Genomic DNA, 25,305 nt, shown 5'->3' with positions numbered 1-25,305 from the left:
CGTCCTGAGCCAGGATCAAACTCTCCATAATAGAAAAGCTTAATTGTACTCATTGACTTGCTAGCGAGATTTTGCAATCTCATTTATAGTCGATTACTCGACTGTACTTACTCACTCGTTGTTCAGTTTTCAAAGATCAATTTCTTTCTTTTTCTAGGCCGTCCGTTTAGCGGCGACTTTTATAATATATCACATCCAAGCTAATCAATGCAAGCTTTTTTTATTTTTCTTTTTTCTTACTTCGCTTACACCCTTGTCCTTCATTAGCTTAATCATGTGGCCCGTTTTTAGCGGCGAGAGTTAATTTATCATAGAATCGCATTCAAAGTCAAGCAATTAATTTAAAATAAAAAAAAGAACCAGATTGGCATCTGATTCTCACTGGGTTTTACCGTTATACGCTTGTATATCTCAGCTCGATGTCTGAAGTTTCATCATCGATGAGAACAGCTACTTCTTTAATCAAGCCTTTTTTGACGAGTTTATTCAGCAATAGAGGAAGCTCTGTCTTTATTTCTATTAATTGCGCATGCTGTTGAAGTTCATCCGAACTTAGAGCCTTTTCATTTTCTCTGAGTATCTGAATAAACGCCTCGCAGCATCTCTCCATTTTTGACATAACGGAAAATTCACAGGCCAGCAATACCAGCTGAACTCGTTGTTTTAATGTCTCTTTGCTCATCGTCAATTCCTCATACAACTTATACACGCCTGGATTTATCGCACGAATCTGCCTCCATACGGTAATTTCAGGGTGATAGCCATCCTCAATGATGACAATGCGAGCCCAGTGATGCAGAGCTTCTAGAATATTATTGTACGCATCGAGCAAATGCTCATCAAGGATATATTCCTTGCTTTGAAGATATTTACGCAGAAAAAGAGAGAACTCAACAAGAAGCTTATGCTCACGCAGATCAGCCGGAAATTCAAGTATGCGATGGCGCAGCCCTTCTAAATACGTATTCTGATCCAGAAGTATCTCCCCTTTTAGCAGCCAGTGAAGGATATTTCGGTTGTGACCTTGACGTATCCATTGTTCAATGGAGGAGGGATCTACCCACCTTTCTTGTATCCGAGAATCGTCTCTTATATAATTAGTAGTATGATTGTTCAGGCTCAGGTCGTTCGTTACGATAAGCAGAAGTGTATCAAAGCCATCTGTCAGTGAGGGAAGTTGCTTAGGATTATCAACCGCCATGACGCTAATGATCCGCTCGTCATTTCGGAACTTAAGCAAAAACTGCTCTTTATCAATTCCCATGGGTGTCCAAAGCTCCTGTCTCCAATTGTTTATATCTTATTTCTACAACACAAGAGGAGTTTCCTGCTGTATTCTGTGACAAATCATACAAAACTGATAGCTAAATTATGGGGGGAACATCACGTGCGTTTCAGATCAAGTAAAGTTAATGAATTCCGCTTGTGGGGTCTTGCTTTAACAATGGGCGGCATGCTGCTAATGATTATAGGTTTAGCGGGGGTCGTTTTTGACTGGGGAAAAGCAGGTCGGATTGTAGCTGTCATCTTTATGATTATCGGGATGATTTCCATGTTGGTTAGTATGGGTATTTACTTCTGGGCGGGCATGCTGTCCACCTCAGCGATTGCCCTTGATTGTCCGGAGTGTGGAAGAAGAACCAAAATGCTAGGAAAAACAGATCGCTGTATGTTCTGCAAAACGATACTCACAGTTGATCCTCAATACCAGCATACAGCTGAGAACGAAACAGCCGCCGGACATGCCGTTCCGCTCGAACCGAACAGAGATCATGAGCATAAGCCTCATTGAGAGGAAAGTAAAAAAAGCCGTTCCCTTTTTCTTTGCAGGGTTCGGCTTTTTTGGGGTTTTATGGTGCTGCAGGCTGTAAACCGTCCTGAATGACTTTCCACATCGATGACTGCTCAAAGCCTCTTCTCCATGTGGCCACTCCAGCCAGATTGTACTTTTTGACGAGATCAAGCCGTGCTTTCATCGAGGTTTCATCCTCCAGCCAAATCCGGATAAGCTTTTCACCATCTTTGTACTCCACGTAGTTTTGTCCGGTATCCGGCAGAAACGTTGGGGTTAGCTTTCTATCTTTGATGATGGCCTGGGCGGCTTCCATGGTTAATGTTTTGGAGGTGGCCGTCAGTTTACCGTTTTTCGTCTCTTCTGTCCATTGACGCGTATAATATGGCACCCCTAGGACCAGCTTAGAAGGTGGGACCTTATCCGCATTCAGAATCTGGGTCACAGACCGTTCTGTCCACGGCAAAGAGGATACGGAGCCCGATTTGGGACTAGTGGCCCAATATTCGTCATAGGCCATCACCATCATGTAATCAACCACTTCGGCAAGCGCTGGACGGTCATAAAACACCGACCACATTTCGTTGCTTGACTTGGGTGTCACATCAATGGATACGGCCAAACCTTGTTCATGCATAAAAGGAGTCATTTCCCGGACAAATTGAACGAGATTATCTTTATCTTTGAGATATACATTTTCAAAATCAATGTTGATGCCTTGCAGTTTATACGTTTGCGCAAAGCCAAGCAATTGCTTAATGACCTTCATACGGAGATCGTAAGTAGACAGCACTTTATTGGTCACATCAGGATCAAAACCGTTGCTGAACAATGCCCAAACCTGTAAATTGCGGGTTTGCGCCCATTTGACATAAGCCGCATCGGCTAAGTTCTTAAGGCGTCCTTCTCCATCAGCCAGCGAGAACCAAGTAGGGCTGACAACCTGCAAACCCGGCATATCGCCAAGCTTGGTCGTATCGGGATTCTTGGTGATGACATGCTCCCAAGTCAAATTCAATTTACCGGCAGGAGGCTGCCATGGCACATAGGTTGATGTTTGCTCTTGTACGGGAATCGTTTCTTCATGATCCATCGTAATGTCGGACTTACGCACATATCCGATTTGCCCGGTCTGCTGCTGAACACGATACCAATCATCCTCTTCTCCAAGCAGCATTACTTGCTCGCCTTCGGAGATACTGGATACAATCGGTGCTTTGATCGAGGCAAAAGTGCGCAGCTGAGCTTCTTCAGAATCCGCATGTTTCCCCCACTTGAGAACTTCTCCTTTTTTAAATAAAAGGACGGCTCCCGACTTCTCGGACTCTCTGATTTCAAAAGGATACAGTTGGCGCAGCGGCTCTATAGGCACGTAAATTTCATTCTCTTTCTTCTCAACCGGAAAAGACAGGCTGATCGGCTTCTCGTTCATCAATGCTGAAAGCTCAGTCGTCTTCAGCCGCAAAACTTTATCCTTGGTTGTGATGATGACGGAATCGCTGCTTTTTTCATATATGATGGAGGGGTCGATCCACTCCTGAATAAGTTCAAGCGGGAGCTTCAATCCCTCTTTTTCGCCAATCGCGCTTATTTTATAATAATTCCCTTGATAAAAGACCGGCTTGCTTAGTTCATGATATTCAGTATCAACTTTTGTACGGTTAGGGGCGAACTGCTGCCACAGAAATGTTGCTGCTCCCGCGGCGAACATACCGAAAAACAGTGAACAAATAAGAAGGATTTTCTTCGACGATCTTTTGCGCTGCTGCAAGTTTTCACTTCCTTTATGCGATATAAAAAGAAAAAACGCGCTCTCACCTTCCGTTTGCGCGAAAAGGTTCGATCACGTTTCATTATACAACATAGATACAGGTTATGAGGAATTCTGCGAAAGTCAATGCCTGGTAACCCCTGAGCAATCCGGGCAGACACCATAGACCTCTAACCGATAACCGCCAACTTGAAAGCCTGTTTGCCCTGCAGCGGTACTCTCAATATCATGAAGAGGCGGGTATTCAAAGTCCGCAATCTTGCCGCATACTTCGCAAACCGCATGGTAATGATCGGTCATATCCGCATCAAAGCGACTCGAGCTGTCTCCATAAGTCAGTTCCCGAACGAGTCCCGATTCAATAAAAACTTTAAGATTATTGTAAACAGTCGCTACGCTCATGTTAGGAAATTTGGATTCGAGGGACTTGTAAATATCATCTGCTGTCGGATGCGTCATGGAGTCCAGCAAATAGGATAAAATCGCATGACGTTGAGGCGTCATTCGAACACCTGTTGTTTTCAATTTAGCTAATGCCTGTTCTAATTGTGCTGCCATGTTACACACCACCCGCTGTTAGTCAATAAAACCTTACATTATATTGTACGTGTGGTCATTCCCTTTTGTCAATCATGGTTAGCGGATTCGTGAGCGGGTTAGTGCTTATTTTTCCGTGAATCCAGGACGTAAAGAGCCAAACCTCCAAGAACAAGAACAATGGCACCCAAATACGAGCCCATAAAATCAAAGAGTCCAGTAACCCACTTCGGCTTGTTACTTAGAAGAAAGAAAAGAACACCGGCAACAACGAGAAGCACACCCATGTTGGTCCCTTTGATCAGCTTCTGCAATGGGTCATGAAACTCATGCTCATAGGAGCCTGCAAACTCGCCCAGTTCATTACGCCGGTTCACATAATCCGTGATTTGAAGAGCATCGAAGAGATTGTAGAAATAAATCACAGGAATAAACAAGGCGAATAGTGTGACTGCCGGAACGCTTGTATCGTCCTGAGAAGCCAGCGAGGTAATGATAAAGATATCGAGAATCAGCAGCATCATCAGGAATAAGCCGCGCTGCATGAGCCCTAAATAGAAATGACCGGTTCCAGGGACGATAAAAGATAACACGCCTGCAACCCATTTGCGCTTCCTTGGAATAGGATAATAAGGCGCATAGCTTGGATAGGAAGTATCCGTTGAATACGGGGGGATATGTGAGCCGTCTTTTGGAATATGCATGTGAAAAGCCTCCGTTCTTCTCGTCATAATAAACCAGATAAATGTTGAATATACGTTGTGATTTGAATAATCCCCATATCGATGTTCATGATTTTGTGAATGATTCCCAACTGGAATAGGAGCACTGTCGCTGCGGTTGCCACGAAGCCGTTGATCCAAGCTTTCCGTCGGTGCACTTGCGAATTGACTTGCGGCGCAGAGAACTCATTTGTTTGGACGGCACGCATGATACGGTCCGTCAGCAAGGGGCTTGGTTCGTGTAGCGGCAGCTCGTCTAACAGCTTATTTAGGCGCTGCGTGAGCCGGATGTCTTCCTGCTGTTTGGGTTTCATGCGAGTTCACCTCCAACCATTTTTCTTTGAGCATCGCTTTTCCCCGGTACAACCTGGTTTCGAGCGTTTTGACAGGAAGTCCTGTGGCTTGGGACATCTCTTGGTAGGAAAGCTGCTTATAATGATACAGATACATGATTAATCTGTACTTGTCCGGAAGCTCAGATAAGAGACCCTGCATTCGTTCCTGTTCGTCTTTCAAAAGAGCGATTTCCTCCGGCTGTTCCCTGCTGTCCGTAAACCAACCCTTCATTTTATCAAGCAGCGCTTCATAGGGCTTGCGCTTCTGCGAACGCCTAAAATCTGTTACGAGATTCGTCGTCATGCGATATAACCAAGTCGTAAACTTCGCATCCCCACGAAAATGAGATAAGGAACGAAAAAGCTTGACGAACACATCCTGGGTTAAGTCTTCAGCAGTTTCCTTATGCCCTACCATTCGGTATACAAGTGTATAAATATAGCTTTTGTGCCGCTCTACCAATACACGATAAGCATCGGAATGACCTTGACGGACCCGATCGATTAGCTGCTCATCCGTCAAATTGTCCATGCCCCGCCTTCCCCCTTTCCATTTCGTCTTAAAACTTAGACGCTTTTCGCGGAAGGAACCCTTCAACTTTTACTTTTTTCCATAGTAACACCGCTAACTCCCTCGATTTGATTGATTCCTTCCAGCACGGAGACAATAATAGAAGGCTTAGGAATCGTGACATGAAATGTAATTTGAACGTGATTCGGCTTATTCTGGTTCTCTTGCTCTTCCAATGTAATTTTGCGAATATCCACTTTCTCTTTGCCTAATAGGGTAGTGATCAGACCGAGTGTCCCCGGCTGGTCAGCTGCTTGAATTTTGAGTATGCGTATTTTTTTCCCATTAAAAAATTTATGCTCCACTTTGTTCAGAATCCACAAGGAAATAAGTACCATGAAGCAAGCCAAAACGGCCGGATAATAAAAGCCAGCCCCAACGGCAAGCCCAATCCCCGCCACAACCCAAAGGGAAGCCGCAGTCGTTAGTCCTGTAATGGACCTCCCGTTAAAAATAATCGTCCCAGCGCCTAAGAAGCCGATACCGCTGATCACCTGCGCAGCCAAACGCGAGGGATCGAGACGAACATTGACTTCATTCACAAAAGCGCTAAATCCATACATGGAAAGCAGCATCACCAAGGCTGACCCCACACAGACCAAAATATGCGTACGAAGCCCTGCTGCATGAGAGCTCACCTCTCGTTCAAACCCGATTAAGCCTCCAAGAAATAGTGCCAATACTAGCCGTATAGTGATATGAATTTGATCTATGACCCATGGATTACTCACGATAAAATCACCTCTTTTTTGGCATGGAAATGTATGGTAACACGTCAACCCCTCTAAAGGATCTTATGGTAAAAAGCGTTATCGGATTGCCGCCGGCCGCTCAAAAGTAGTTAAAGATACGCCGGGAGGAACGGTGAATACCCGCTTCGTTGTAAAATCAAAGCTTTGATACAGCTGGACTGCCGGTAAATTCGCCGTGCCGGTAGATACAACGAACAGCTGTGCGCCACATTTCTCTTGTTCTTGTAGTATATGTTCCAAAAGCGCTCTAGCAATCCCGCGCCGAAAAAAATTAGGATGCACCATCATCCGGCAGATCGTAACTACGCAGCCTTTAGTGGAGTACGAAATAGCGCCAACCAATTTATTCTCATTCTCTTCATGAACGTAGTAGCCATAGAACGTTTCCTCAGCCTCGCGAATGGACGGAATGCCATCCTTCAACGGAGGGATGTCTTCGAAGCCGATCAGATCAGCTTCCACGCGGTATGAAGCGATTTGTAACGCTAACAGATGTAAAATTTCCTCATTAGTATGCAATGAAAGCGGTTTTATGGACATGCAGGAAGCCTCCTTTATCGAAGTCAAATATAAATAAAAAGTGGTGACCACGAAGGGTTCACCACTTTACTTTATCATTTGCTGTTCAAGCACTCCAGAATTAATTTGTTAACCAGTCCCGGATTTGCTTTGCCTTTGGTTTCTTTCATTACTTGTCCGACCAAGAAGCCAACGGCCTTCTCTTTACCGGCTTTGAAATCGGCAACCGATTGCGGACTATTGTCAACAACCTGCTGGACAACGGCTTTAATCGCGCCCTCGTCGCTAATCTGAACGAGTCCTTGCTCTTCCACGATCTTCTGCGGGTCTTTACCGGATTCGATCATTTCTTTGAATACCGTTTTGGCGATTTTGTTGGAAATCGTGCCTTTTTCGATCAGGCCGATCATTTCACCCAAGCCCTTGCCTGTCACTTTGACATCCGCAAGCTCAAGATTGTTCGCATTCAAATACCCGAGCAGATCGCCCATGATCCAGTTCGAGACAGCTTTGGCATCCTGCGTATAGTTGAGACTCTCTTCGAAAAAGTTAGCCAGCTTCATAGAAGACGTGATGACGTCCGCATCATAGCTCGGCAAACCGTACTGGCTGCTGTATCTCGCTTTGCGCGCATCCGGCAGCTCAGGGATCGAAGCTTTGACGCTTGCTTTCCACGCATCGTCGATATACAGGCTAACGAGGTCCGGATCCGGGAAATAACGGTAATCATGCGCATCCTCTTTGCCACGCATGGAGAGCGTCTTGCCCTGTCCATCGTCCCAGCGTCGCGTTTCCTGCTCGACTTCACCGCCGCTGCGGAGAATGTCCGCTTGGCGGAATTCTTCGTACTCAAGCCCTTTCAGAACGCCTCGGAACGAGTTCATGTTCTTCAACTCGGCTCTTGTGCCGAACTTCTCCTGTCCGAATGGACGCAAGGAGATGTTCGCATCGCAGCGCATCGAACCTTCCTCCATTTTCACATCAGACACGTCGCAGTAGATCATGATTGCTCTTAGCTTCTCGAGGTAGGCACGAGCTTCCTCCGGCGAACGGAGATCAGGCTCGGAGACGATCTCGATAAGTGGCGTTCCGGCGCGATTCAAGTCAACGAGTGAGGCATATCCGCCGTCCACGTGCGTTAACTTGCCCGCATCTTCCTCCAAGTGAACGCGAGTCACGCCAATGCGTTTGGTTTCGCCGTTCACTTCAATATCGACCCATCCGTTCAAACCGATCGGCTGGTCATACTGGGACGTTTGGTAGGCGTCCGGTGAATCCGGGTAAAAATAGTTTTTACGGTCAAATTTGCTGTGTGTAGAAATTGTGCAATTCAACGCCATCGCTGCTTTCATGGCATATTCCACCGCTTGGCGGTTCAACACGGGCAGTACGCCCGGGTGACCTAAACAAACGGGACATGTATTCGTATTCGGAGGTGCACCGAATGAGGTTGCACAACCGCAAAATATTTTGGATGCGGTATGAAGTTCAACGTGAACCTCAAGACCGACGACCGTTTCAAATTGGGTATCTGTTGCCGACAAAATAAATGCCTCCTTCGTTACTCATGAACTATGAACCTACAATTGCGGGCGCTGCTTGTGGTGATCTGTATGCTGCTCGAAAGCGTGAGCTACACGCAGTAGGGTAGCTTCATCCAGCGCTTTGCCGATAACTTGCAGGCCAACCGGAAGTTCGTTCACGAATCCGCAAGGTACGCTAATCGCAGGAATCCCCGCCAAGCTGACCGGAATGGTCATGATGTCGTTCAGATACATCGTGAGCGGGTCGTTGCTTTGCTCGCCGATTTTGAAAGCAGGCGTAGGCGCCGTTGGCCCGATGATGATATCGAATTTCTCAAACACTTGATCAAAGTCCTGCTTGATCAATGTGCGGACTTGTTGTGCTTTCAAGTAGTAAGCGTCGTAGTAGCCTGAGCTTAGTGCATACGTTCCGAGCATAATCCGGCGCTTGACCTCTGGGCCAAAACCTTCGCTGCGGGACAAATGGTACAAGTCAAGCAGGTTATTGGCGTTGTCTGACCGGACGCCATAACGAATCCCGTCAAAACGAGCGAGGTTCGAAGACGCTTCAGAGGAAGCGAGCAAGTAGTAAGTCGCAACCGCATATTCGGAATGAGGCAGGGACACTTCTTCCCACACAGCGCCTAAACCTTCAAGCACTTTGAGCGCCTCCAGCACTTTCTCTTTCACGGCAGGGTCGATCCCTTTGCCCATGTATTCTTTCGGCACGCCGATGCGCAAACCTTTGACATCTCCGGTCAGTGCGCTGAGGTAGTCAGGGATGTCCACTTTCGCAGAAGTGGAGTCCTTCGCATCATAGCCTGCGATAGCTTGGAGCAGGTAGGCGGAGTCTTCGACGTTCTTCGTCAGCGGTCCGATTTGGTCGAGCGATGACGCGAACGCGACAAGACCATAGCGGGACACAAGGCCGTACGTCGGCTTCAGCCCGACGATACCGCAATAAGCCGCCGGCTGGCGAATCGAGCCGCCGGTGTCGGAGCCCAGCGAGAAGTACACCTCGCCTGCCGCTACAGCTGCAGCGGAGCCACCGCTGGAGCCGCCAGGGACATAATCCGTGTTCCACGGATTGTGGGTCGGATGAAAGGCGGAGTTCTCGTTGGATCCGCCCATCGCAAACTCATCCATATTCAGCTTGCCGATAGTGACTGTTTGCGCGTCTTTCAGCTTACTGACAACGGTAGCATCATAGATCGGATTGTAGTTAGACAAGAACTTACTAGCACACGTTGTTCTCAAGCCTTCGGTGACCATGTTATCTTTGATCCCGATAGGAAGACCGAATAGGTCGCCACGCGTACTACCGCTCGCGAGCTGCTCGTCCAATTTGGCCGCAGCTTGTCTCGCATTCTCTTCATCTAATGTAAGAAAAGCCCGAACCTTGCTTTCCACTTGCCCAATTCTTGTATAGGATTGATCCACGAGATCGGCAACCGTAATCTCTTTGCCTTGAAGCTTCGCGTGAATTTGTTGTAGGTTTAGATCAAACAAAGACAACGACAGGCACACCCTTTCATATGGTTCTCTATTCTAAAACAGCCGGAACTTTAAATTGCCCGTCTTCCTGATCGGGAGCGTTCGCCATAACTTTCTCAATCGGCAGCGACGGCGTAACGACGTCTTCCCGCATCACATTCACTAACGGCATAGCGTGGCTCGTTGGAGCTATTCCTTCGGTATTCAACCCGTTCAACTGCTCCGCATATTTTAAAATGGCATTAAGCTGTCCGGTAAATAGCTCTTTCTCATTCTCGCTTAGATCGAGTCTAGCCAACTTCGCGACATGATCGACATCTTTTCTGGTAATGCTCAAGTTTTCTACACCCCTTTGATCAGCATTTAGTCATTCTTTTCATTATATCCCAGATAATTAGTGAACTCAATCCAGAAAAAACCACAGTTCCTTTGCGGCAGAGGTTCCGAAGAACCTCTGCGACTAAGGAGCTGTGGCTAGTTTTGGCAAATGACTTATTGGATGAATCCTGTGTCCATGGCCTTCGCTTTTTCATTTAATACATAATACTTCAATTTGGCTGCGGCCAGCGTTGTTTCATTTTGACTCACTTTTAACTGAAACTTGTTCAAATCATGCTTGGAGATAACGCCCACCTCATAGCGGAATTTCATTTTTTGCAAATCCGCTTGAACGTCAGTCAGATTTCGCTGCTCGGTAAGGACTGCGGCATACGCATTTTTGGCATCGTTATACGTAGATTGAATTTTTTTGGTCAGTTCGAGTTGCATTTGCTCGTTCTTCTGACCGTTAATCGCCACATTAACGCCTAAATACGTGTCACCGTAAGTGTTCTGGGTCACAGTATGCACCGTTTCCCACACCGCTTCGTCTATGTTATTGCCGGAAGATTTCATTTGATAAGAAGATTTTAATAAAGTCATGGTGTCCGTTTCTGCAATGGGCTGAACCGAAATAGAAGCGATATCTTGAAGCACTAAGTTAGGATCATACGAAATTCCGATGTCCGTCGAAAGCTGGACAATCCCTAAGCGGTAATTGTTCAGCAGAATGGCGGTATCGTCCTTCTGTTTGTTGATGGCTTTCTGTGCCGTCAGCACATCCTCGGAAGAGGCCAAGCCTTGCTGCGAAAGCAGGGTTGCTCGGATCAGCTCCTTCTCCATCACACCTTCGTACTCGTTCATGAACGCAAGCTGCTTTTTCTGGCCCAGCAGCTGTACATATTGCGCGATTGTTTGCAGGCGGATGCCAGCTTTCGCTTCATCGGATTGCAGCAGAGAGTTGCGCTGGTCGGTCCCTAGTTGATGCGCTGCCGTGTTCATTTGCGCGCGTTGAGAGGAAATGATCTTGTTCATGCCGCCGGCCAGGGCACCCATGCCCTGCATCATTTGGTTCATGGCATTGTTTTGCATCACTGTCCAGGCAATACCGATTGGGTCTGTGAGATTCGGCAGCTGCGGATTTCCTGTGTTGGTGACCTCCTCAGGCGTGCTTGGCAAGTGTCCAGGCGCAAAAGACGCCGAGCCCATGCCTTCCATTTGCTGCTCAAGATCATCCTTCTTACTGCCTTGGGCGGCATATTTTAGCGCTAGCATAGAAAGGTTATGGGAATCTTTCAACGCTTTATCCAGCACGTAGTCCAAATTAACGGAGGATACTGTCTCCAGGACATCCTCGTTCACGTAAACATTTTGATCGGGATCCAGAACCGAATCCGCGTAAGCAAAGGCTGAGCTGGAAAGGAGTAACAGAGCTGTAGAGAGACTTATGAGCGTTTTTTTCATAAAAATCGCTTCCTTCCTTCATGTTATACAGTGAGATTAGTGCCTGACGGCAGCGCAGGCTGATTAGCGGCTGCTTTCTTTTTCGAAAAAACAACAAACCGCGTTAACAGCATTGCGATGAAATACGTCAGTGCTCCTGTCAAAATAAGTGCGAGGCAATCATGATATATGACCGAAAAGTCATTTCCTTTCACGAACACGTTGCGCACGCCGTCCAAGAAATACGTTAGCGGCAGCATATGGCTTACTACCTGCAGAGCTTTAGGCATCGCCTCGTACGGCCATGTGAAGCCCGAAAGCATGAAGGACGGCACAGCGATAAGCATGGCGGTTTGCGTGGCCCCGAGCTGATTGCCCGAAAACAAGCTGATGAGATAACCGATTCCGCTGACCGCAAAGGTAAAGGTAAGAATAATCACCAAGCCAACAAGCAAGCTGCCTCTCATCGGTACGCTAAAGGCATATAAGGCAATGACAAAGGTGACGGACGTGTTGAAAAGATTTATTAAGAAATAAGGGGCCGTCTTCGCGTACGCGATGCGCCATGGGTTTCTTTTCCAAGCCTCAAAACGCTGCCATGTACCCGCATCTTTCTCTCTTGTAATCGTTAAAGCAATCCCAAGGAATAACACTTGCTGCAAAATAGCCCCAACAAGACCGTACAGCATAAAATCACTATAGTTAAAAGCAGAGTTATACATGATCCGATACCGGAAAGGTATCGGCGAAAGAGTGTTCATGACCTGCTCATTCTGAAGTCCTTGCTGCATCTGCAGCTTTTTCTGGGAGAACCCCATACTGAACGTAGTGATCACTTCGTTGGCGCCTTTGGTCGCCGAGTTCGAAATCATCATATTGCTGCCGTCGATGAGCGTGAGAAGCGGCAGCGTTTCGCCATGCTTCAACTTCGCTTCAAAATTGGAAGGAATAATGAGACCAACCTTTGCTTCACCCGTCTCAAGAGCCCGCTTCACATCTTCTTCCGAGTGATATTCCTTCTTAATCGCAAACGATTCACTTTGCTCAAAAGCTTGAATGATCTGACGGCTGAGCGGACTTTGGTCTTCATCGATAACGACCGTCGCCATCTCCGTCACTTTGTGGTGGACGTAAATGGAACCGAAGAGCACGGTATACATAATCGGAACGAAGAACAAGATCAGAAAAAGACGCCGGTCCTTCAGAATGTGCATCCATTCTTCCGTTATCAGCTTGCCAATCCGAAGATCCATGTCTTTCATCATCCTTCCGTTTTACCGTTCCATTGCAGGGTCATGCCGGTTGTGGCTGTGTCTGGCAATGTGCTCAGTTCAATTTTGATCCCAAAGGAACGGATATCCGTTTCTCCAGAGGTTTGGGTTGCTTTCTTAGTGGCAAAATCAGGCGCTGCCGCTACTGACGTAACGGTACCTACGACATTCTCGCCGGTTGATACCATTGTCATGTTAATTTTGTTTCCTGCTTTAAGTCCGGCAATCGATGTTTCCGGCAAGTAAAACTTAGCCCAACGCTTCTCTGCCGATTCCATCGAAAATACGGGAAACCCTGAACCTACAAGCTCGCCGACTTGTGCGGATTGATACAACACAACACCGTCCGTTGGAGCTAGCAGCTCGGTATAACTCAGATAAGTCTCTGCTTCCAGCTGCGCGGCTTGTGCTTGTTGTTCCCCGGACTGCGCGGATTGGATCGCACCCTTGGCTTGCTGTACAGCGGCATCAGCCGCAGCAACATCGCCTTGTCTCACCTGTACGGTCCCACGGTTAGCTTCAGCCAGTTTCAATGACGCTTGCGCTTGCTCAAGCAAAGCTTCCGCTCCGCGAATCTCTTCCTCCCGCGGGCCTTGGTTCGCCATGTTCAATTGCTGCTGCGCCAGATCGCGCTTGGTCTTCGCTTCTTCGTAGCTGACCTTCACTTTGTCTACGTCCGCTTGCGAGACAAGACCTTGTTCCAGCATCGCATTCATCCGATTCAAGTTCTGCTCAGCGATCGTATACACTTCAGAAGCCGCCTGGAATTGAATCTCGGCTTGCTTTTTCTCTTCCGGGCGAGCTCCGTTCTTTAGCGCATCCACCTTGGCTTGCGCGGCGTTAACCGCAGCTTGGGCCTGTGCGACCTGCTGCTCGGCGGTATCCGCCGTCACGTTCACGCCCGCGATGCCCTGCTGCTTCTTCGCTACCGCGGTAGCCGTCGCGCCTTGCGCCTCGGCAATTTTGCCTTTGGCGAGTGCGACTGCTGCTTTAGCTTGCGCAACCTTCGCTTCAATCTCGGCGCTTTGCAGACGGGCAAGCACCTGCCCTTTTTTCACCTCATCTCCTTCTTTCACGAGGATTTCGGTGATTCTGCCACCAACCTTAAAGCTGGCGCTCACTTCGTTCGTTTCAATATAAGCCGTAGGATGCACTTGATTCACGGCATCGGTTTGACTTGTAGCTGACTTGGCCGTTAACAAAAAGGCACTTGTGCCAATCACGACCGCCATAGCCAAATAAACCATTGGTCGAATAAAACGCATAAAAAAATCCCTCCACAAAATAATAAAATTAAAGAACTTACTGATTTAGGAAATTACCAAAATACATCTGCAGCAGCTTTAAAATCTTCTCGTCGGTCAATGGCTCATTCTGCTTCTCCCAATCGAACACGAGAGCCACGTACAGCTTAAATAGAACAAAAGCCGTTATCTTCGGCTCGCAATTTTTCATCGTGCCATTATGTATCGCACGCTCAATATGTTCAGCTATGAACTGAACCACTTCCGACTCAATGCTGGACATAGCTTCGATCGTAACGGGGCTGCCAAATTGCTGCACCTCGTGTGACAATTGAATCAGCAGTTCATGCTCTTTGCGGAAAACGAGAATTTCATACAGCGCACTATGGATTTTCTCAAAAGGCGTAGTTCCTTCTGTGAGTGCTTTCTCCGCACCTGCCTTCATTTCTGCGATTAACGACTGAATGATCTCATGCAGAAGCACTTCTTTATTGGCAAAAAACGTATAGATCGTCGCTTTGCCGACACCGGCAATTTTGGCGATTTGATCCATCGTCGTACCTTTGTACCCGAAAAGGGAAAATGATTTTTTGGCAGATTCCATAATTAATTTTTTCTTGGCATCCATTCGCGCACCTCAGAACTAGAATACTAGAATAGTTTTGTGTTCGGATATTAATGTACCATCATTTGCCGATTTTATCAACAGTCATTCAGTGAAAAAAGAAAAAACCCGCTGTTTAAGCGGGTTTTTGGCATTTAGAACGATTAAATCCAAGCCTTCAGGCCGATTTGTTTAATGAAATCTTCTCTGGACTGCACTTCTTTGTCCCGTTCTTTCTCCGGCTCTGGACTTGCCTCGCCGTTCATCACTCTTCGGAATAACTCTTCATTCTTCGTGGCAAGCGCGAAATCAATCAACGCTTCTTTCTCGATTTGAGCCGCTTCCTGCTGGAGAAGCACTTCCTCGAGCTCTATATCCGAAGCAGGTACGTAATAGTGCTTATTGTCTTTAGGTACTCGAATAACGTAATCGAAAATATTATCGTTATTCCGGTCGTAAGCAATGATATATCCATATCCGCCAATTGGCAGGTTCTGTTCTAAACAATCCTCAATGAAGATGACTCTCTCACCAAGACGAAGCATCTGATTTCCCCCTACCTCTATGAAGCTATTATTAAGCTATGTTAAGCTATTTCTACTATCCTACTAAAAAAACTAGATTGTGTCCAATTGAAACATGTTGTTCATACTCCATACATATTTCTATTTTAAAATAGGGTAGAATTGACAAATCTTAAGTCTAAGGGAGCTGTACGTATTGCTAAAACGATCTCTAAACACGCTGCGCTATGTTGGTTGGGCTGAAGGAATCTCATTTCTAATTCTGCTAGGCATTGCCATGCCGCTCAAATATGCCCTTAACCTGCCTCAAGCCGTCATGTTCGTAGGTATGGCACACGGGTTTCTCTTCGTGCTCTATCTTTTATCCATTGCTTGGGTTACACTTCTGCACCGTTGGTCCGTTTGGCGCGTGCTGGGGGCTTTCATCGCCGCATTCATTCCTTTTGGTCCTTTCATTCTGGAGCGCCGAATTTTGAAATAACCTATCCATTCAGATGAATTCGTTCATCTAAAAAGGGTTATCCTGCAAGCTGTTTAAGCAGACTTGTGGGGTAACCCGTTTTGCGTAAAATTTTAGGATAGAGTAAGGAACTGGTATAGTAATATAAGAAAAAGAGATTAGGGCAAGTCAGAATCATCAGGAGGGTAACAATGCGTGAAAGCGGAAACACACCTACGAAAGCAAAACCTTCACTAACGGAAGGCCCGATTACCAAAACATTAATCTTATTTTCATTACCGATTCTGCTAGGCAACGTGCTTCAAACGCTTAATGGCTCTATCAATGCCGTGTGGATCGGCAAATATCTGGGCGAAGGCGCACTGGCGGCGACCTCGAATGCCAACATCATCATGTTCTTTCTAATGAGTTCGATCTTTGGATTCGCCATGGCGGCTGTCATATTGATCGGTCAAAATCTCGGCGCGAAAAAGACGCAAGAGGCCAAAAAAGTAGTCGGTACCAGCACGGTCTTCTTCTTCCTTCTTTCAATTATTGTCGCCGCATTTGGATTGCTGTTTTCAAACACCATCCTAACTTGGATGAATACGCCGCCAGATGTGAAGGACCTTGCGGTTACCTATACTCGGATTATTTTCGCAGGTGTCCCGTTTATGTTCGGCTTCAACCTGATTATGGCGATATTGCGCGGTTCAGGAGATGCTAAGACGCCTTTTTATTTCTTACTGTTATCTGCGATACTCGATGTCATCCTGAATCCTATTTTGATAGACGGGATCGGTCCTTTTCCTAAAATGGGCATTGCCGGCTCAGCCGTAGCCACCTTTGTAGCTCAGCTAATCAGCTTCGTGCTGCTCATTATGTATTTGTATCGCAAAAAATATTTTCTGCGGATTACCAAAGAAGATATTCCGCTGCTGCGCATCGATTGGCTAATCATTCGCACCTTGATTCAAAAAGGCGTCCCTATGGGGTTAAACATGGTCGTCGTATCCGTCAGCAATTTACTGCTTGTTCATCTGGTGAATTCGTATGGATCTGAATCAACGGCTGCCTTCGGCATCGCGATGCAAATATCCAGCTATGTGCAAATGCCTGCAATGGCGATTGGAGGTGCTGTCACCTCCATGGCCGCCCAAAACATCGGCGCCGGCAAGTGGGACAGAGTAAACCGCATTACGTGGACAGGTGTCGGCGTCAACATTGTAATGACAGGCTTGATCGTCGCCGCGCTGACAATGTTCAACCGCGAGGTCGTCTCTCTGTTCCTCCCGCCGGAAGGGAAAGCGATCGCGCTTGGCGTGCACATCAACAATTTAACGCTGTGGTCATTTATCATTTTTGGCGTATTTAACGTCGTGGCAGGTGTTGTCCGTTCTGCAGGGTCGGTGGTATTCCCGCTTCTCGTAGCTTTCATAGCGCTGCTGCTGGTCCGTATCCCTCTCGCTACAGTGCTCTCCCACAAGTATGGATTTGATGTTATCTGGTGGAGCTTCCCGGTGAGCTTCAGTGTAGCGGTTACGCTGAATCTGCTCTATTATCGGTTTGGTAAGTGGAAAGAAGCTAGAATGATTCCAGGTAAGGCTTAATAAGATGAAGGGCTGCCTAAAGTTATCTTTGATGACTTAGGCGGCCCTTTTTTGGTTTGGACGGTGGGGATGGCCGGGGTGCGAGATGGCGAGGACGACTAGATGACAAGATGACAAGATGGCAGGGATGGCGGAGATGGCGAGGATGACAAGATGAAAGATGACAAGATGGTGGTGATGCCCCTTCGACCTACCAGAGTTAGAGTTGCCTGTTGTTCGGGGGGAACTACAGGACGCTATTTGAGCTAAATGTGGCGAATTTCGAATCCAAGGGGCACTACAGGGCCTTATTTCAATTAAAATGGCCTATATATGAGCCAAATCGTAGAATAGTGGACCATAGTTCCCTCTAACTAGCCGAAGTCTCGATTTCCTGGCAATAGCGGATCATAGTTCCCTTTCGGATAACATTTGTTAGCCATCAAACAGAAAGAGACCATCTCTGAAGTCATTCTTGACCTCTGAGATAGCCCCAGTGCTGATCTGAAACCGCAGGTTCGCCACCGCTGCCTGTTTTAAAGCTGCAGCAAATCTTTATGTACTTTAATCACGATCTTCTTGTTAGCGCTCGCCTCGGTAATGGAGCAGTTCGGCCGGTGAATATCCGACGGGAAGCATACCGCGAACATGCCTGGTTTCAAAAGAATGCCTGTCTCGTGCTGGGCAGGATCCGTTTCGTAGAAAGCGATATCATGCGTATCGAATTTGTTATCGATCACTTTCGCATCAGGATGCAGCTTGTAGAAACAAATCTTCTCTTCGCCGCTGACCAGAAACTGAATGTCCGTGTACACAACATGCGATTCCGGCAGCTGTTCCTCAGCTGGACGGGTGACAACCTCCTGCACATTGGCAAACATCAAATGGCCGTTATCGCCTTCCAAGTCGTATCTCCCAGCCTCAGCCTCGCCCAGATTGCGATTCAAAATATAATCGATTCCCCGCCCTATCGCCGGCGGCCACAAATGACGCTCTTGTTCGAAATGCTTCAAATCGCTAATAATCATTTGAAACTGTCTCCTTTTATAGATGAAATAAAATAGCAATCCTACAATTACTATAGCTTAAATTGAGAAAAAAGACCCGCTTTATACAAAGCGAATCTCTTAACTCGAAAGCTATTAGAACGTTTTTTGATTAGCGCCTTCCCAATCGGCCAAAAACTTCTCAATACCCGCGTCAGTAAGCGGATGTTTGCTCATGGACTCGATGACTTTGTAAGGCACTGTTGCAATATGGGACCCTGCGAGCGCGGCTTCAATCACGTGTGCGGAGTGACGTACGCTGGCAGCGATAATTTCGGATTTAATGTCATGCACTTGGAAAATTTGGCTGATTTCCTTGATCAGGTTCATCCCGATTTGGTTAATATCGTCCAAACGTCCGATAAACGGCGAGACATATGTTGCGCCTGCGCGCGCAGCAAGCAAAGCTTGCGTCGAGGAGAAGATCAAAGTGACATTCGTTGGAATTCCCAATGATCTGAACACGCTAGTTGCTTGAAGACCATCTAACGTCATTGGCAGTTTGATGACGACATTCGGGCTAAGTTTAGCTAGCTTTTTGCCTTGCTCGACCATTTCATCTGCTTTCAAGGAAACAACTTCAGCGCTAATCGGAACATCGCCGACAATGGAGATGATTTCTTTCACAGTTTCAAAGAAATCTCTGCCTTCTTTGGCAATGAGTGAAGGATTGGTCGTTACGCCTGCAACAACACCTAACGCGTGAGCTTTACGAATTTCGTCTACATTGGCTGTGTCGATAAACAATTTCATCCTGATTCCCTACCTTTTCTCCCTTTGCGGGTTAATCTTGGAAGTACTTCTGTCTGATTTGTTGTACGATTGCTTCTGCGGTAAAACCATATTCACGAATTACGCGATCTGCCTTCGCGGATGCCCCGAACTTACGGATGCCCACGACAAAGCCTTTGCCTCCCGTAATCTCTTCCCATCCAGCAGGATATGCCATCTCAATGACGACATTTGCTTTCGCATTCGGATGAAGAATCGCCTGCTGCATGTCCAAAGATTGCTGCTCAAACAGCTCACGGCTCGGCATGGAAATGACATTTGCTCCAATTCCATATTGCTCCAACTGCTTCTTCACGTCAAGTGCTAAACTGACCTCGGAGCCTGTTGCAATGAGCTGTACATCCGGCACTGCTCCAGGAGCGGCCTCAGCCAGTACGTAAGCGCCTTGGTGAATATGGGCAAAAGCAAGCTCCTCCGTGCCAGGCAGCACCGGCAAATTTTGGCGGGACAACGCAAAGACGAACGGGCCTTCTTTCGCTTGCATGACATACTCCCAAGCCGCTGCCGTTTCGTTCGCGTCCGCAGGACGGAACAGCGTCAGATCCGGAATCATCCGCAGGGACGGGATCTGCTCGATCGGTTGATGCGTAGGGCCATCCTCGCCGACAGCGATGCTGTCGTGCGTGAACACGTACGCAACAGGAAGTTTCATGAGCGCGGACAAGCGGATCGCGCCGCGCAAGTAATCGCTGAACACGAGGAACGTTCCGCCGAAGGCCCGCAGTCCGCCGTGCAGCAGCATGCCGTTCAGCGCTGCGCCCATGGCGAATTCCCGGACGCCGAACCAGAAATTGCGGCCGCTGTAGTCCGCGGCGCTGAATGCCGCAGCGTCGTTAAGCATGGTGAAGTTGGAACTCGCCAGGTCGGCAGAGCCGCCCACTAGCTGAGGAACCCGCTTCGCCAGGCCGTTAAGCACTTTGCCGGATGCGGTGCGCGTTGAGATAGCGCCGCTCTCCGGTGTAAACCGCGGCACATCGGCGTTCCAATCCGCCGGGAGTTTGCCGCTGCTTGCGAGCTCGAACTGCTGAGCGAGCTCGGGGTAAGCCTGCTGGTAGCCGCTCCATAGGAGCTCCCAGCTTGTTTGGGCTTCTGCGCCCAATTGCTTGAAGTGGGCAAAGTGCTCGTAAACCTCAGCCGGTACGTAGAAATCCGGCTCAAGAGGCCAGCCCAGCGCCTGCTTCGTCAGGAGCAGCTCTTCTTTGCCAAGCGGCGAGCCGTGCGTGCCGCCGTGGCCGCCTTTGCCGGCTTTGTTCGGGGAACCATAGCCGATCGTTGTTTTGATCTCAATCAGCGTCGGACGGCTTGTGTCCGCCTTACCTGCTGCGATCGCGGCGGAAATCGCCTCGATGTTGTTTTGCTCCTCTACGCGCAGGTACTGCCAGCCGTAAGATTCCATCCGTGTCCGAACATTCTCGGAGAACGACATGTTCAAATCTCCGTCAAGTGAAATGTCGTTGGAATCATAAAGCACAATTAGCTTACCCAATTTTAAGTGGCCTGCCATCGAAGCAGCTTCAGAGGAAACACCTTCCATCAAATCGCCATCGCCACAAATCGCATATGTGTAATGATCGACAATCGGGAAATTCGGTTTATTATAAACTGCAGCTTGATGCGCTTCAGCCATCGCCATACCGACAGCCATCGCCACGCCTTGGCCAAGCGGGCCCGTAGTAGCTTCTACACCAACTGTGTGACCGTATTCCGGATGTCCAGGCGTAAGGCTGCCCCATTGACGAAATTCTTTGATGTCTTCCAATGTTAAGCCATAGCCGCTCAAGTGCAGCAGGCTGTACAGCAACATCGAGCCGTGTCCGGCTGAAAGCACGAAGCGATCGCGGTCCACCCATTTGGCATCGGCAGGATTATGTTTGAGATGCTGTGTCCACAGGGCATACGCCATAGGCGCTGCCCCCATCGGCATGCCGGGATGACCCATCGCGGCTTTCTCGACAGCGTCAATCGTCAGCGTGCGAATTGCGTTGATGCTTAACTCTTCAATACCAACAGTTGTCTGATTCAAAAGAGGATCGCCTCCATCATTGGTTGATTTTTGTTGCGGATACTCTTTATTATAAAGATAGTTAGTGCATTAAAATAATTGATAGTTTCGATACTCGCTATAGAAGGTGTCTATATGGTGAATTTTGAGCTGTATAAAGTATTTTACTTGACCGCGAAGTCCGGTTCGTTGTCGAGGGCCGCCAAAGAGCTGTACATTACACAGCCGAGCGTCTCCCATTCCATCAAGCTGTTGGAGGAATGCCTGGGGCTTCAGCTTTTTGCCCGAACGTCCAAAGGTGTGGAGCTTACGAAGGAAGGCTCTGTGCTGTACTCCTACATCGAGCAGGCGTACAACTTCATTTCCCTTGCCGAGGAAAAGCTGAGTGAGCTTCGTAATTTCTCAAGCGGGGAGATTAAGATTGGCGGCAGTGATTCCTTGTGCAAGCACTATCTTCTTCCTTTCCTGGAAGCGTTTCATGAGCAGTATCCTCATGTACAGATTAATTTAGTGCATGGTACGACACCGGAAATCGTGAAACATTTGAAGGAAGGCAAAATCGACATTGGCATCGTGCGAACCCCTATTCATGATGACCAACTGCAGGTGCGTGAAGGTATCACGATCCAAGACTGCTTTGTTACGGGGCCAAAATACCGGGAACTTACGCTGGAAAAGGTAACCCTCACCGATCTGCTGACCTACCCGATCATTTTATTTTCCAGCAATAGTTCCTCACGCAAATTCGTAACACGACTGTTCAGCGATCATGGCTTGCTGCTGGAACCGGAAATCGAGCTGGGCAGCGTAGATTTGCTGATTGAGTTTGCGAAGATCGGCTTTGGCGTTTCCTTCGTAACGAAGGAATTCGTCGCAAGGGAGCTCGCTGAGGGAAGCTTGTTTGAGGTGAACTTAGACGTTGCGATCCCCTCCACAAAAATCGGCATTATAACTTTACGCAATATGCCGCTGTCGACAGCAGCCGCAGCCTTTATTGCCAAGCTGGAGAATCCCGAGGGGGCGGCCTGAAGGCAAGAAGACCGCCTAGGCATCTGCCTGGCGGTCTTAATATGTTTGCATCATGATGGCTGTATTTCCCCTCAACCCTTGACTATGTTGCACTTTGTACAATGTTTTGGCTGAAGTCCGCTGTTTTCAGCTTATTTGGGCGTAAATGATTGTACTTTGTACAATCAAAAGAATTACAAACAAACGATCGCTTTAATCACTTTCGACTCCGGCTTCAGCCAAGTCTCAAACTCGCCGATCATGTCCTCGAAAGAAGCACGATGCGTAATGTAGCTTTCGATGTCGATGACCCCCGATTGCATGGCGGCACGCACGGTGTCGAAATCCTCCATTGTTGCGTTGCGGCTTCCCATTAGCGTCAGCTCCCGTTTATGAAAATCAGGATCATGGAACGTGATATCCGCCTTCACGAGGCCAACGTACACAAGTTTGCCGCCATGCGCGACAAGTCCGAAGGAGTCCGTCATGGACCGCGCGTTACCGGTCGCATCGAAGACCACTGTGGGCATATCGCCGTTCGTTAGCTCAGCGAGCTGCTCCTTCGGCTGCTGCAGCGCATTCACGGTCTGATCGACGCCTGCCCATTTGCGGCAAAATGTCAACCGCTCGTCATTGATATCCATCGCGATGACGGTCGCGCCGGCCTGCTTCGCCAGGATCATGACGCCTAATCCGATCGGCCCCGCTCCGATGACGAGCGCAGTTTCTCCAGCGCGAAGCCCCGATCTGCGCACAGCGTGAGCTCCGATGCTAAGCGGCTCCAGCATCGCTGCTTGATCCAGCGTCAACCCATCGGTTTTAATGAGATGGCTGGCAGGTATGGAAACCAGCTCTCGCATTCCCCCATCAATATGTACGCCAAGTACTTTCATATCCGTGCAGCAGTTCGTATTGCCATTACGGCAAGCAATGCATGTTCCGCAATGCATATACGGGACGACACTAACCTGGTCGCCTGCCTGCAATCCCGAAACCTCTTCGCCAACTTCCTCGACATAACCGGAGAGTTCATGACCAAGCACACGCGGGTAGCTGAAAAATGGCTGGTTCCCTTTATAAGCATGTAAATCCGTTCCGCAGATGCCGACTCTTTTAATACGAACGATGGCTTCGCCCGCTTTTACAGTAGGCTCCTGCATTTCTGCAAAAATAAACTGCTCAATCTGTTCACATACGATCGCTTTCATCCTAGTCCCTCCTTATACGTAGGTCTTCTCGTTATATTCAGGTCTGCCGCTAATCCAGGACTTGTTGTGAATGGGTTCCAAAATATCCAGCACCTCTTGCAGCAGCCCGGTATCCATAGGTTCATCGGTCCATGCGATGTTCTTACTGATGTTCTCCGGACTGGCCGTGCTGACGAGTGTCGTTGGAATTCGTTCGTTTGCCGTTGCATATTGCACCGCCAGCTTCGCAATATCTGCGCCTTTGCTTGCGCAGTGTTCCGCCGCCTCCTTGCAGAGCCGCTGAATGTCAGCCGGTGCCGGATGCCAGGCAGCAGCAGGTCTGGTGCTCAACAGTCCCATGGATAACGGCGATGCGTTCACCAGTCCAACCCTATGCTGCTCCAACAGTGGCACTACATTCAGCAAGGATGTGTCATTCAAAGCATAGTGACAGTAGGACAAAACAGAATCAAACTCTTTTACAGCCAGCGACTTCTCAAATACAGTCAGCGGTAACCCGGATACGCCGAAATAGCGGATTTTTCCCGATTGCTTCAAAGCATCGAGTGCAGGGAAGGCCCCCTCAGCCACCTCATCAAAAGCTGCGAATTCAATATCATGCAAATATAAAATATCGATATAATCCGTTTGAAGCCGTATTAAGCTTTCATCGACGCTGCGAATAATCCGCTCCTTCGAGAAGTCGAACTCGGCATCGCCGTAACGCCCGGCCTTCGTCGACAAAATAAAGCGACTCCTGTCCAGTTGGGCAATGGCTTTGCCCAATACCGTTTCAGCTTTGGTTAAACCGTAATAAGGGGACACATCCATCAGATTAATGCCTAGATCAACAGCTGTGTGAACCGTTCGGATGCTTTCTTCCTCGTTGGTTTCACGGAAGACGGAGCCCAGCGAGGAGGCGCCGAAACTCAGTACGGAGACGTCCAGTCCTGTTTTGCCCAATTTACGATATTTCATAGTTTATAAAACTCCTTCGCGTTTAGTCCAAATAGACGGTCTTTGTCGTGCTCAGTCCAAGTTTCCGGCAAAGCATGCGTCAGTACACCTACGACTTCGTCATAATCAGCAGCTAACAAGCAGACCGGCCAATCGCTCCCGAATAGAACCCGCTCCGTTCCGAATACTTCCAGAACATGCTGGATGTACACGATAAAATCTTCTTTAACCCAGCTTGTATGATTCGCTTCCGTCACCATACCCGAAAGCTTACAGTATACGTTCGAGTGCTTCGCGATAGCCGTCATCTGACTTTTCCAGGGTTCAATTACCCCATCTGCAATCTTTGGCTTCGCGATATGATCGATCACCGCTCGCAATCTCGGAACTTGGTCCAATAGCTCAACTACCGGCGCTAGTTGCTCAGATTTTACAAGCAAATCAACGGGAACGTCCTCCTCGGCAAAATATCGCAGCGCTTCAACAAAATGAGGCTCTAGTATCCGGCTTGCATCCGTCATTTCTTGAATCATGACTCTGAAGCCCACGTACTTGGGATGTTTTTTGAATTCTTTATATTGGAGCATGCACTCAGGATCATGCAAATCAAGCCAACCTACAACACCTGCAATTGTTTCTGATTTCTCGCTTAAGGACAGGAGATAATTCGTTTCTTCCAATGTCTGCGCTGCTTGGACAACAATCGTCCGATCCAAGTGATGCTGCTTCAGATGAGGCCATAAATCGCTAGGCATAAAATCACGATACAAGACCGGCAGCTCCGGGCCAATCCATCCATAGTCACCTCGATCAATTTTCCAATAATGTTGGTGTGCATCGATTCGCATGGCATATCTCCTTATCT

The 25,305-nt window shown here is 48.0% G+C and carries 26 protein-coding genes; 4 read left to right on the top strand and 22 right to left on the bottom strand.

Annotated elements, in window-relative coordinates; all coding sequences use genetic code 11:
* Positions 1–394: 394 nt before the first annotated feature.
* The gene (locus J2Z65_RS34130; protein WP_167067364.1) at positions 395–1,264 is read right to left on the bottom strand and encodes a nucleotidyltransferase-like protein; all 870 of its coding nucleotides are present in this window, start codon (positions 1,262–1,264) and stop codon (positions 395–397) included.
* Positions 1,265–1,387: 123 nt separating this feature from the next.
* On the opposite strand from J2Z65_RS34130, the gene J2Z65_RS34125 reads away from it, so the two are divergent.
* Positions 1,388–1,792 (top strand): DUF2614 family zinc ribbon-containing protein, encoded by a 405-nt coding sequence (locus J2Z65_RS34125; protein WP_167067366.1) that lies wholly within the window; start codon positions 1,388–1,390, stop codon positions 1,790–1,792.
* 58 nt (positions 1,793–1,850) lie between these two features.
* On the opposite strand, the gene J2Z65_RS34120 is transcribed toward J2Z65_RS34125, so the two are convergent.
* From J2Z65_RS34120 to J2Z65_RS34050, 15 genes are all read right to left on the bottom strand, one after another.
* Positions 1,851–3,563, bottom strand: coding sequence for a glycosyl hydrolase family 18 protein (locus J2Z65_RS34120; RefSeq protein WP_240160049.1), 1,713 nt, complete (start codon positions 3,561–3,563; stop codon positions 1,851–1,853).
* 123 nt (positions 3,564–3,686) lie between these two features.
* Complete coding sequence (gene perR / locus J2Z65_RS34115; RefSeq protein WP_167067369.1) at positions 3,687–4,121, bottom strand: peroxide-responsive transcriptional repressor PerR; 435 nt, start codon at positions 4,119–4,121, stop codon at positions 3,687–3,689.
* A gap of 98 nt (positions 4,122–4,219) precedes the next feature.
* A complete protein-coding gene (locus J2Z65_RS34110) occupies positions 4,220–4,804 on the bottom strand; it encodes a DUF6677 family protein (RefSeq protein ID WP_167067372.1) in 585 nt (194 codons plus the stop codon).
* A 23-nt stretch (positions 4,805–4,827) separates the two neighbouring features.
* A complete protein-coding gene (locus J2Z65_RS34105) occupies positions 4,828–5,136 on the bottom strand; it encodes a hypothetical protein (RefSeq protein ID WP_167067374.1) in 309 nt (102 codons plus the stop codon).
* The gene (locus tag J2Z65_RS34100; RefSeq protein WP_167067377.1) at positions 5,087–5,689 is read right to left on the bottom strand and encodes an RNA polymerase sigma factor; all 603 of its coding nucleotides are present in this window, start codon (positions 5,687–5,689) and stop codon (positions 5,087–5,089) included. Before J2Z65_RS34100 ends, J2Z65_RS34105 begins: the two co-directional genes overlap by 50 nt.
* Before the next feature lie 62 nt (positions 5,690–5,751).
* The gene (locus tag J2Z65_RS34095) at positions 5,752–6,459 is read right to left on the bottom strand and encodes an MgtC/SapB family protein (protein ID WP_167067380.1); all 708 of its coding nucleotides are present in this window, start codon (positions 6,457–6,459) and stop codon (positions 5,752–5,754) included.
* A 78-nt stretch (positions 6,460–6,537) separates the two neighbouring features.
* Complete coding sequence (locus J2Z65_RS34090) at positions 6,538–7,020, bottom strand: GNAT family N-acetyltransferase (protein ID WP_167067383.1); 483 nt, start codon at positions 7,018–7,020, stop codon at positions 6,538–6,540.
* 74 nt (positions 7,021–7,094) lie between these two features.
* The gene (gene gatB / locus J2Z65_RS34085; protein ID WP_167067502.1) at positions 7,095–8,546 is read right to left on the bottom strand and encodes an Asp-tRNA(Asn)/Glu-tRNA(Gln) amidotransferase subunit GatB; all 1,452 of its coding nucleotides are present in this window, start codon (positions 8,544–8,546) and stop codon (positions 7,095–7,097) included.
* A 33-nt stretch (positions 8,547–8,579) separates the two neighbouring features.
* A complete protein-coding gene (gatA, locus tag J2Z65_RS34080) occupies positions 8,580–10,037 on the bottom strand; it encodes an Asp-tRNA(Asn)/Glu-tRNA(Gln) amidotransferase subunit GatA (RefSeq protein ID WP_167067386.1) in 1,458 nt (485 codons plus the stop codon).
* A 28-nt stretch (positions 10,038–10,065) separates the two neighbouring features.
* Entirely contained in the window at positions 10,066–10,353 is a 288-nt protein-coding gene (gene gatC / locus J2Z65_RS34075; protein ID WP_127458260.1) for an Asp-tRNA(Asn)/Glu-tRNA(Gln) amidotransferase subunit GatC, read from the bottom strand.
* 155 nt (positions 10,354–10,508) lie between these two features.
* Complete coding sequence (locus tag J2Z65_RS34070; protein ID WP_167067389.1) at positions 10,509–11,798, bottom strand: TolC family protein; 1,290 nt, start codon at positions 11,796–11,798, stop codon at positions 10,509–10,511.
* Positions 11,799–11,821: 23 nt separating this feature from the next.
* Positions 11,822–13,030, bottom strand: coding sequence for an ABC transporter permease (locus tag J2Z65_RS34065; protein ID WP_240160050.1), 1,209 nt, complete (start codon positions 13,028–13,030; stop codon positions 11,822–11,824).
* Between the two features lie 8 nt (positions 13,031–13,038).
* Positions 13,039–14,313, bottom strand: coding sequence for an HlyD family secretion protein (locus J2Z65_RS34060; RefSeq protein ID WP_167067392.1), 1,275 nt, complete (start codon positions 14,311–14,313; stop codon positions 13,039–13,041).
* 37 nt (positions 14,314–14,350) lie between these two features.
* Positions 14,351–14,920 carry a TetR/AcrR family transcriptional regulator gene (locus J2Z65_RS34055; protein WP_167067395.1) on the bottom strand — a complete coding sequence of 190 codons (570 nt, stop codon included), beginning with the start codon at positions 14,918–14,920 and terminating at the stop codon, positions 14,351–14,353.
* Positions 14,921–15,060: 140 nt separating this feature from the next.
* Complete coding sequence (locus J2Z65_RS34050; RefSeq protein ID WP_167067398.1) at positions 15,061–15,441, bottom strand: ATPase; 381 nt, start codon at positions 15,439–15,441, stop codon at positions 15,061–15,063.
* Positions 15,442–15,616: 175 nt separating this feature from the next.
* Between J2Z65_RS34050 and J2Z65_RS34045 the strand changes: the two genes are divergently transcribed.
* Together J2Z65_RS34045 and J2Z65_RS34040 are read left to right on the top strand one after the other, a co-directional pair.
* Positions 15,617–15,901 carry a DUF3817 domain-containing protein gene (locus J2Z65_RS34045; RefSeq protein ID WP_167067401.1) on the top strand — a complete coding sequence of 95 codons (285 nt, stop codon included), beginning with the start codon at positions 15,617–15,619 and terminating at the stop codon, positions 15,899–15,901.
* 170 nt (positions 15,902–16,071) lie between these two features.
* Positions 16,072–17,469, top strand: a complete 1,398-nt coding sequence (locus tag J2Z65_RS34040) for an MATE family efflux transporter (RefSeq protein WP_167067403.1) — start codon at positions 16,072–16,074, stop codon at positions 17,467–17,469.
* Positions 17,470–17,984: 515 nt separating this feature from the next.
* Here J2Z65_RS34040 and J2Z65_RS34035 read toward each other — a convergent pair.
* The 3 genes from J2Z65_RS34035 to tkt all read right to left on the bottom strand — a co-directional run bounded on the left by J2Z65_RS34035 (position 17,985) and on the right by tkt (position 21,309).
* A complete protein-coding gene (locus J2Z65_RS34035) occupies positions 17,985–18,476 on the bottom strand; it encodes a NanQ anomerase/TabA/YiaL family protein (protein ID WP_167067406.1) in 492 nt (163 codons plus the stop codon).
* Positions 18,477–18,590: 114 nt separating this feature from the next.
* A complete protein-coding gene (gene fsa / locus J2Z65_RS34030; protein ID WP_167067410.1) occupies positions 18,591–19,247 on the bottom strand; it encodes a fructose-6-phosphate aldolase in 657 nt (218 codons plus the stop codon).
* A 31-nt stretch (positions 19,248–19,278) separates the two neighbouring features.
* Positions 19,279–21,309: a transketolase gene (gene tkt / locus J2Z65_RS34025; protein ID WP_167067413.1), complete on the bottom strand. Its 2,031-nt coding sequence runs from the start codon at positions 21,307–21,309 to the stop codon at positions 19,279–19,281.
* Positions 21,310–21,423: 114 nt separating this feature from the next.
* Here tkt and J2Z65_RS34020 point away from each other — a divergent pair, with 114 nt between their 5' ends.
* A complete protein-coding gene (locus J2Z65_RS34020) occupies positions 21,424–22,317 on the top strand; it encodes a LysR family transcriptional regulator (protein WP_167067416.1) in 894 nt (297 codons plus the stop codon).
* Positions 22,318–22,490: 173 nt separating this feature from the next.
* On the opposite strand, the gene J2Z65_RS34015 is transcribed toward J2Z65_RS34020, so the two are convergent.
* The 3 genes from J2Z65_RS34015 to J2Z65_RS34005 are packed head-to-tail and all read right to left on the bottom strand — an operon-like array spanning position 22,491 to position 25,288.
* Complete coding sequence (locus J2Z65_RS34015; RefSeq protein WP_167067419.1) at positions 22,491–23,504, bottom strand: zinc-binding alcohol dehydrogenase family protein; 1,014 nt, start codon at positions 23,502–23,504, stop codon at positions 22,491–22,493.
* A gap of 12 nt (positions 23,505–23,516) precedes the next feature.
* On the bottom strand, positions 23,517–24,461 hold the full coding sequence (locus tag J2Z65_RS34010) for an aldo/keto reductase (RefSeq protein WP_167067422.1): 945 nt from the start codon (positions 24,459–24,461) through the stop codon (positions 23,517–23,519).
* On the bottom strand, positions 24,458–25,288 hold the full coding sequence (locus J2Z65_RS34005; protein WP_167067425.1) for an amidohydrolase family protein: 831 nt from the start codon (positions 25,286–25,288) through the stop codon (positions 24,458–24,460). The genes J2Z65_RS34010 and J2Z65_RS34005 overlap by 4 nt, the downstream gene beginning before the upstream one ends.
* Positions 25,289–25,305: the final 17 nt, after the last annotated feature.

It is taken from the genome of Paenibacillus aceris, from assembly GCF_017874035.1.
GTDB lineage: Bacteria > Bacillota > Bacilli > Paenibacillales > NBRC-103111 > Paenibacillus_E > Paenibacillus_E aceris.
Note: the sequence above shows the minus strand (reverse complement) of the source record. Positions and strands in the feature narration are given on the sequence as shown.

Coding starts and splice junctions, on each gene's coding strand:
- J2Z65_RS34130 (WP_167067364.1), bottom strand. CDS start 1,264: ATGGGAATTGATAAAGAGCAGTTTTTGCTTAAGTTCCGAAATGACGAG.
- perR (WP_167067369.1), bottom strand. CDS start 4,121: ATGGCAGCACAATTAGAACAGGCATTAGCTAAATTGAAAACAACAGGT.
- J2Z65_RS34110 (WP_167067372.1), bottom strand. CDS start 4,804: ATGCATATTCCAAAAGACGGCTCACATATCCCCCCGTATTCAACGGAT.
- J2Z65_RS34105 (WP_167067374.1), bottom strand. CDS start 5,136: ATGAAACCCAAACAGCAGGAAGACATCCGGCTCACGCAGCGCCTAAAT.
- J2Z65_RS34100 (WP_167067377.1), bottom strand. CDS start 5,689: ATGGACAATTTGACGGATGAGCAGCTAATCGATCGGGTCCGTCAAGGT.
- J2Z65_RS34090 (WP_167067383.1), bottom strand. CDS start 7,020: ATGTCCATAAAACCGCTTTCATTGCATACTAATGAGGAAATTTTACAT.
- J2Z65_RS34070 (WP_167067389.1), bottom strand. CDS start 11,798: ATGAAAAAAACGCTCATAAGTCTCTCTACAGCTCTGTTACTCCTTTCC.
- J2Z65_RS34065 (WP_240160050.1), bottom strand. CDS start 13,030: ATGGATCTTCGGATTGGCAAGCTGATAACGGAAGAATGGATGCACATT.
- J2Z65_RS34060 (WP_167067392.1), bottom strand. CDS start 14,313: ATGCGTTTTATTCGACCAATGGTTTATTTGGCTATGGCGGTCGTGATT.
- J2Z65_RS34055 (WP_167067395.1), bottom strand. CDS start 14,920: ATGGATGCCAAGAAAAAATTAATTATGGAATCTGCCAAAAAATCATTT.
- J2Z65_RS34050 (WP_167067398.1), bottom strand. CDS start 15,441: ATGCTTCGTCTTGGTGAGAGAGTCATCTTCATTGAGGATTGTTTAGAA.
- J2Z65_RS34040 (WP_167067403.1), top strand. CDS start 16,072: ATGCGTGAAAGCGGAAACACACCTACGAAAGCAAAACCTTCACTAACG.
- J2Z65_RS34035 (WP_167067406.1), bottom strand. CDS start 18,476: ATGATTATTAGCGATTTGAAGCATTTCGAACAAGAGCGTCATTTGTGG.
- fsa (WP_167067410.1), bottom strand. CDS start 19,247: ATGAAATTGTTTATCGACACAGCCAATGTAGACGAAATTCGTAAAGCT.
- J2Z65_RS34020 (WP_167067416.1), top strand. CDS start 21,424: ATGGTGAATTTTGAGCTGTATAAAGTATTTTACTTGACCGCGAAGTCC.
- J2Z65_RS34015 (WP_167067419.1), bottom strand. CDS start 23,504: ATGAAAGCGATCGTATGTGAACAGATTGAGCAGTTTATTTTTGCAGAA.
- J2Z65_RS34010 (WP_167067422.1), bottom strand. CDS start 24,461: ATGAAATATCGTAAATTGGGCAAAACAGGACTGGACGTCTCCGTACTG.
- J2Z65_RS34005 (WP_167067425.1), bottom strand. CDS start 25,288: ATGCGAATCGATGCACACCAACATTATTGGAAAATTGATCGAGGTGAC.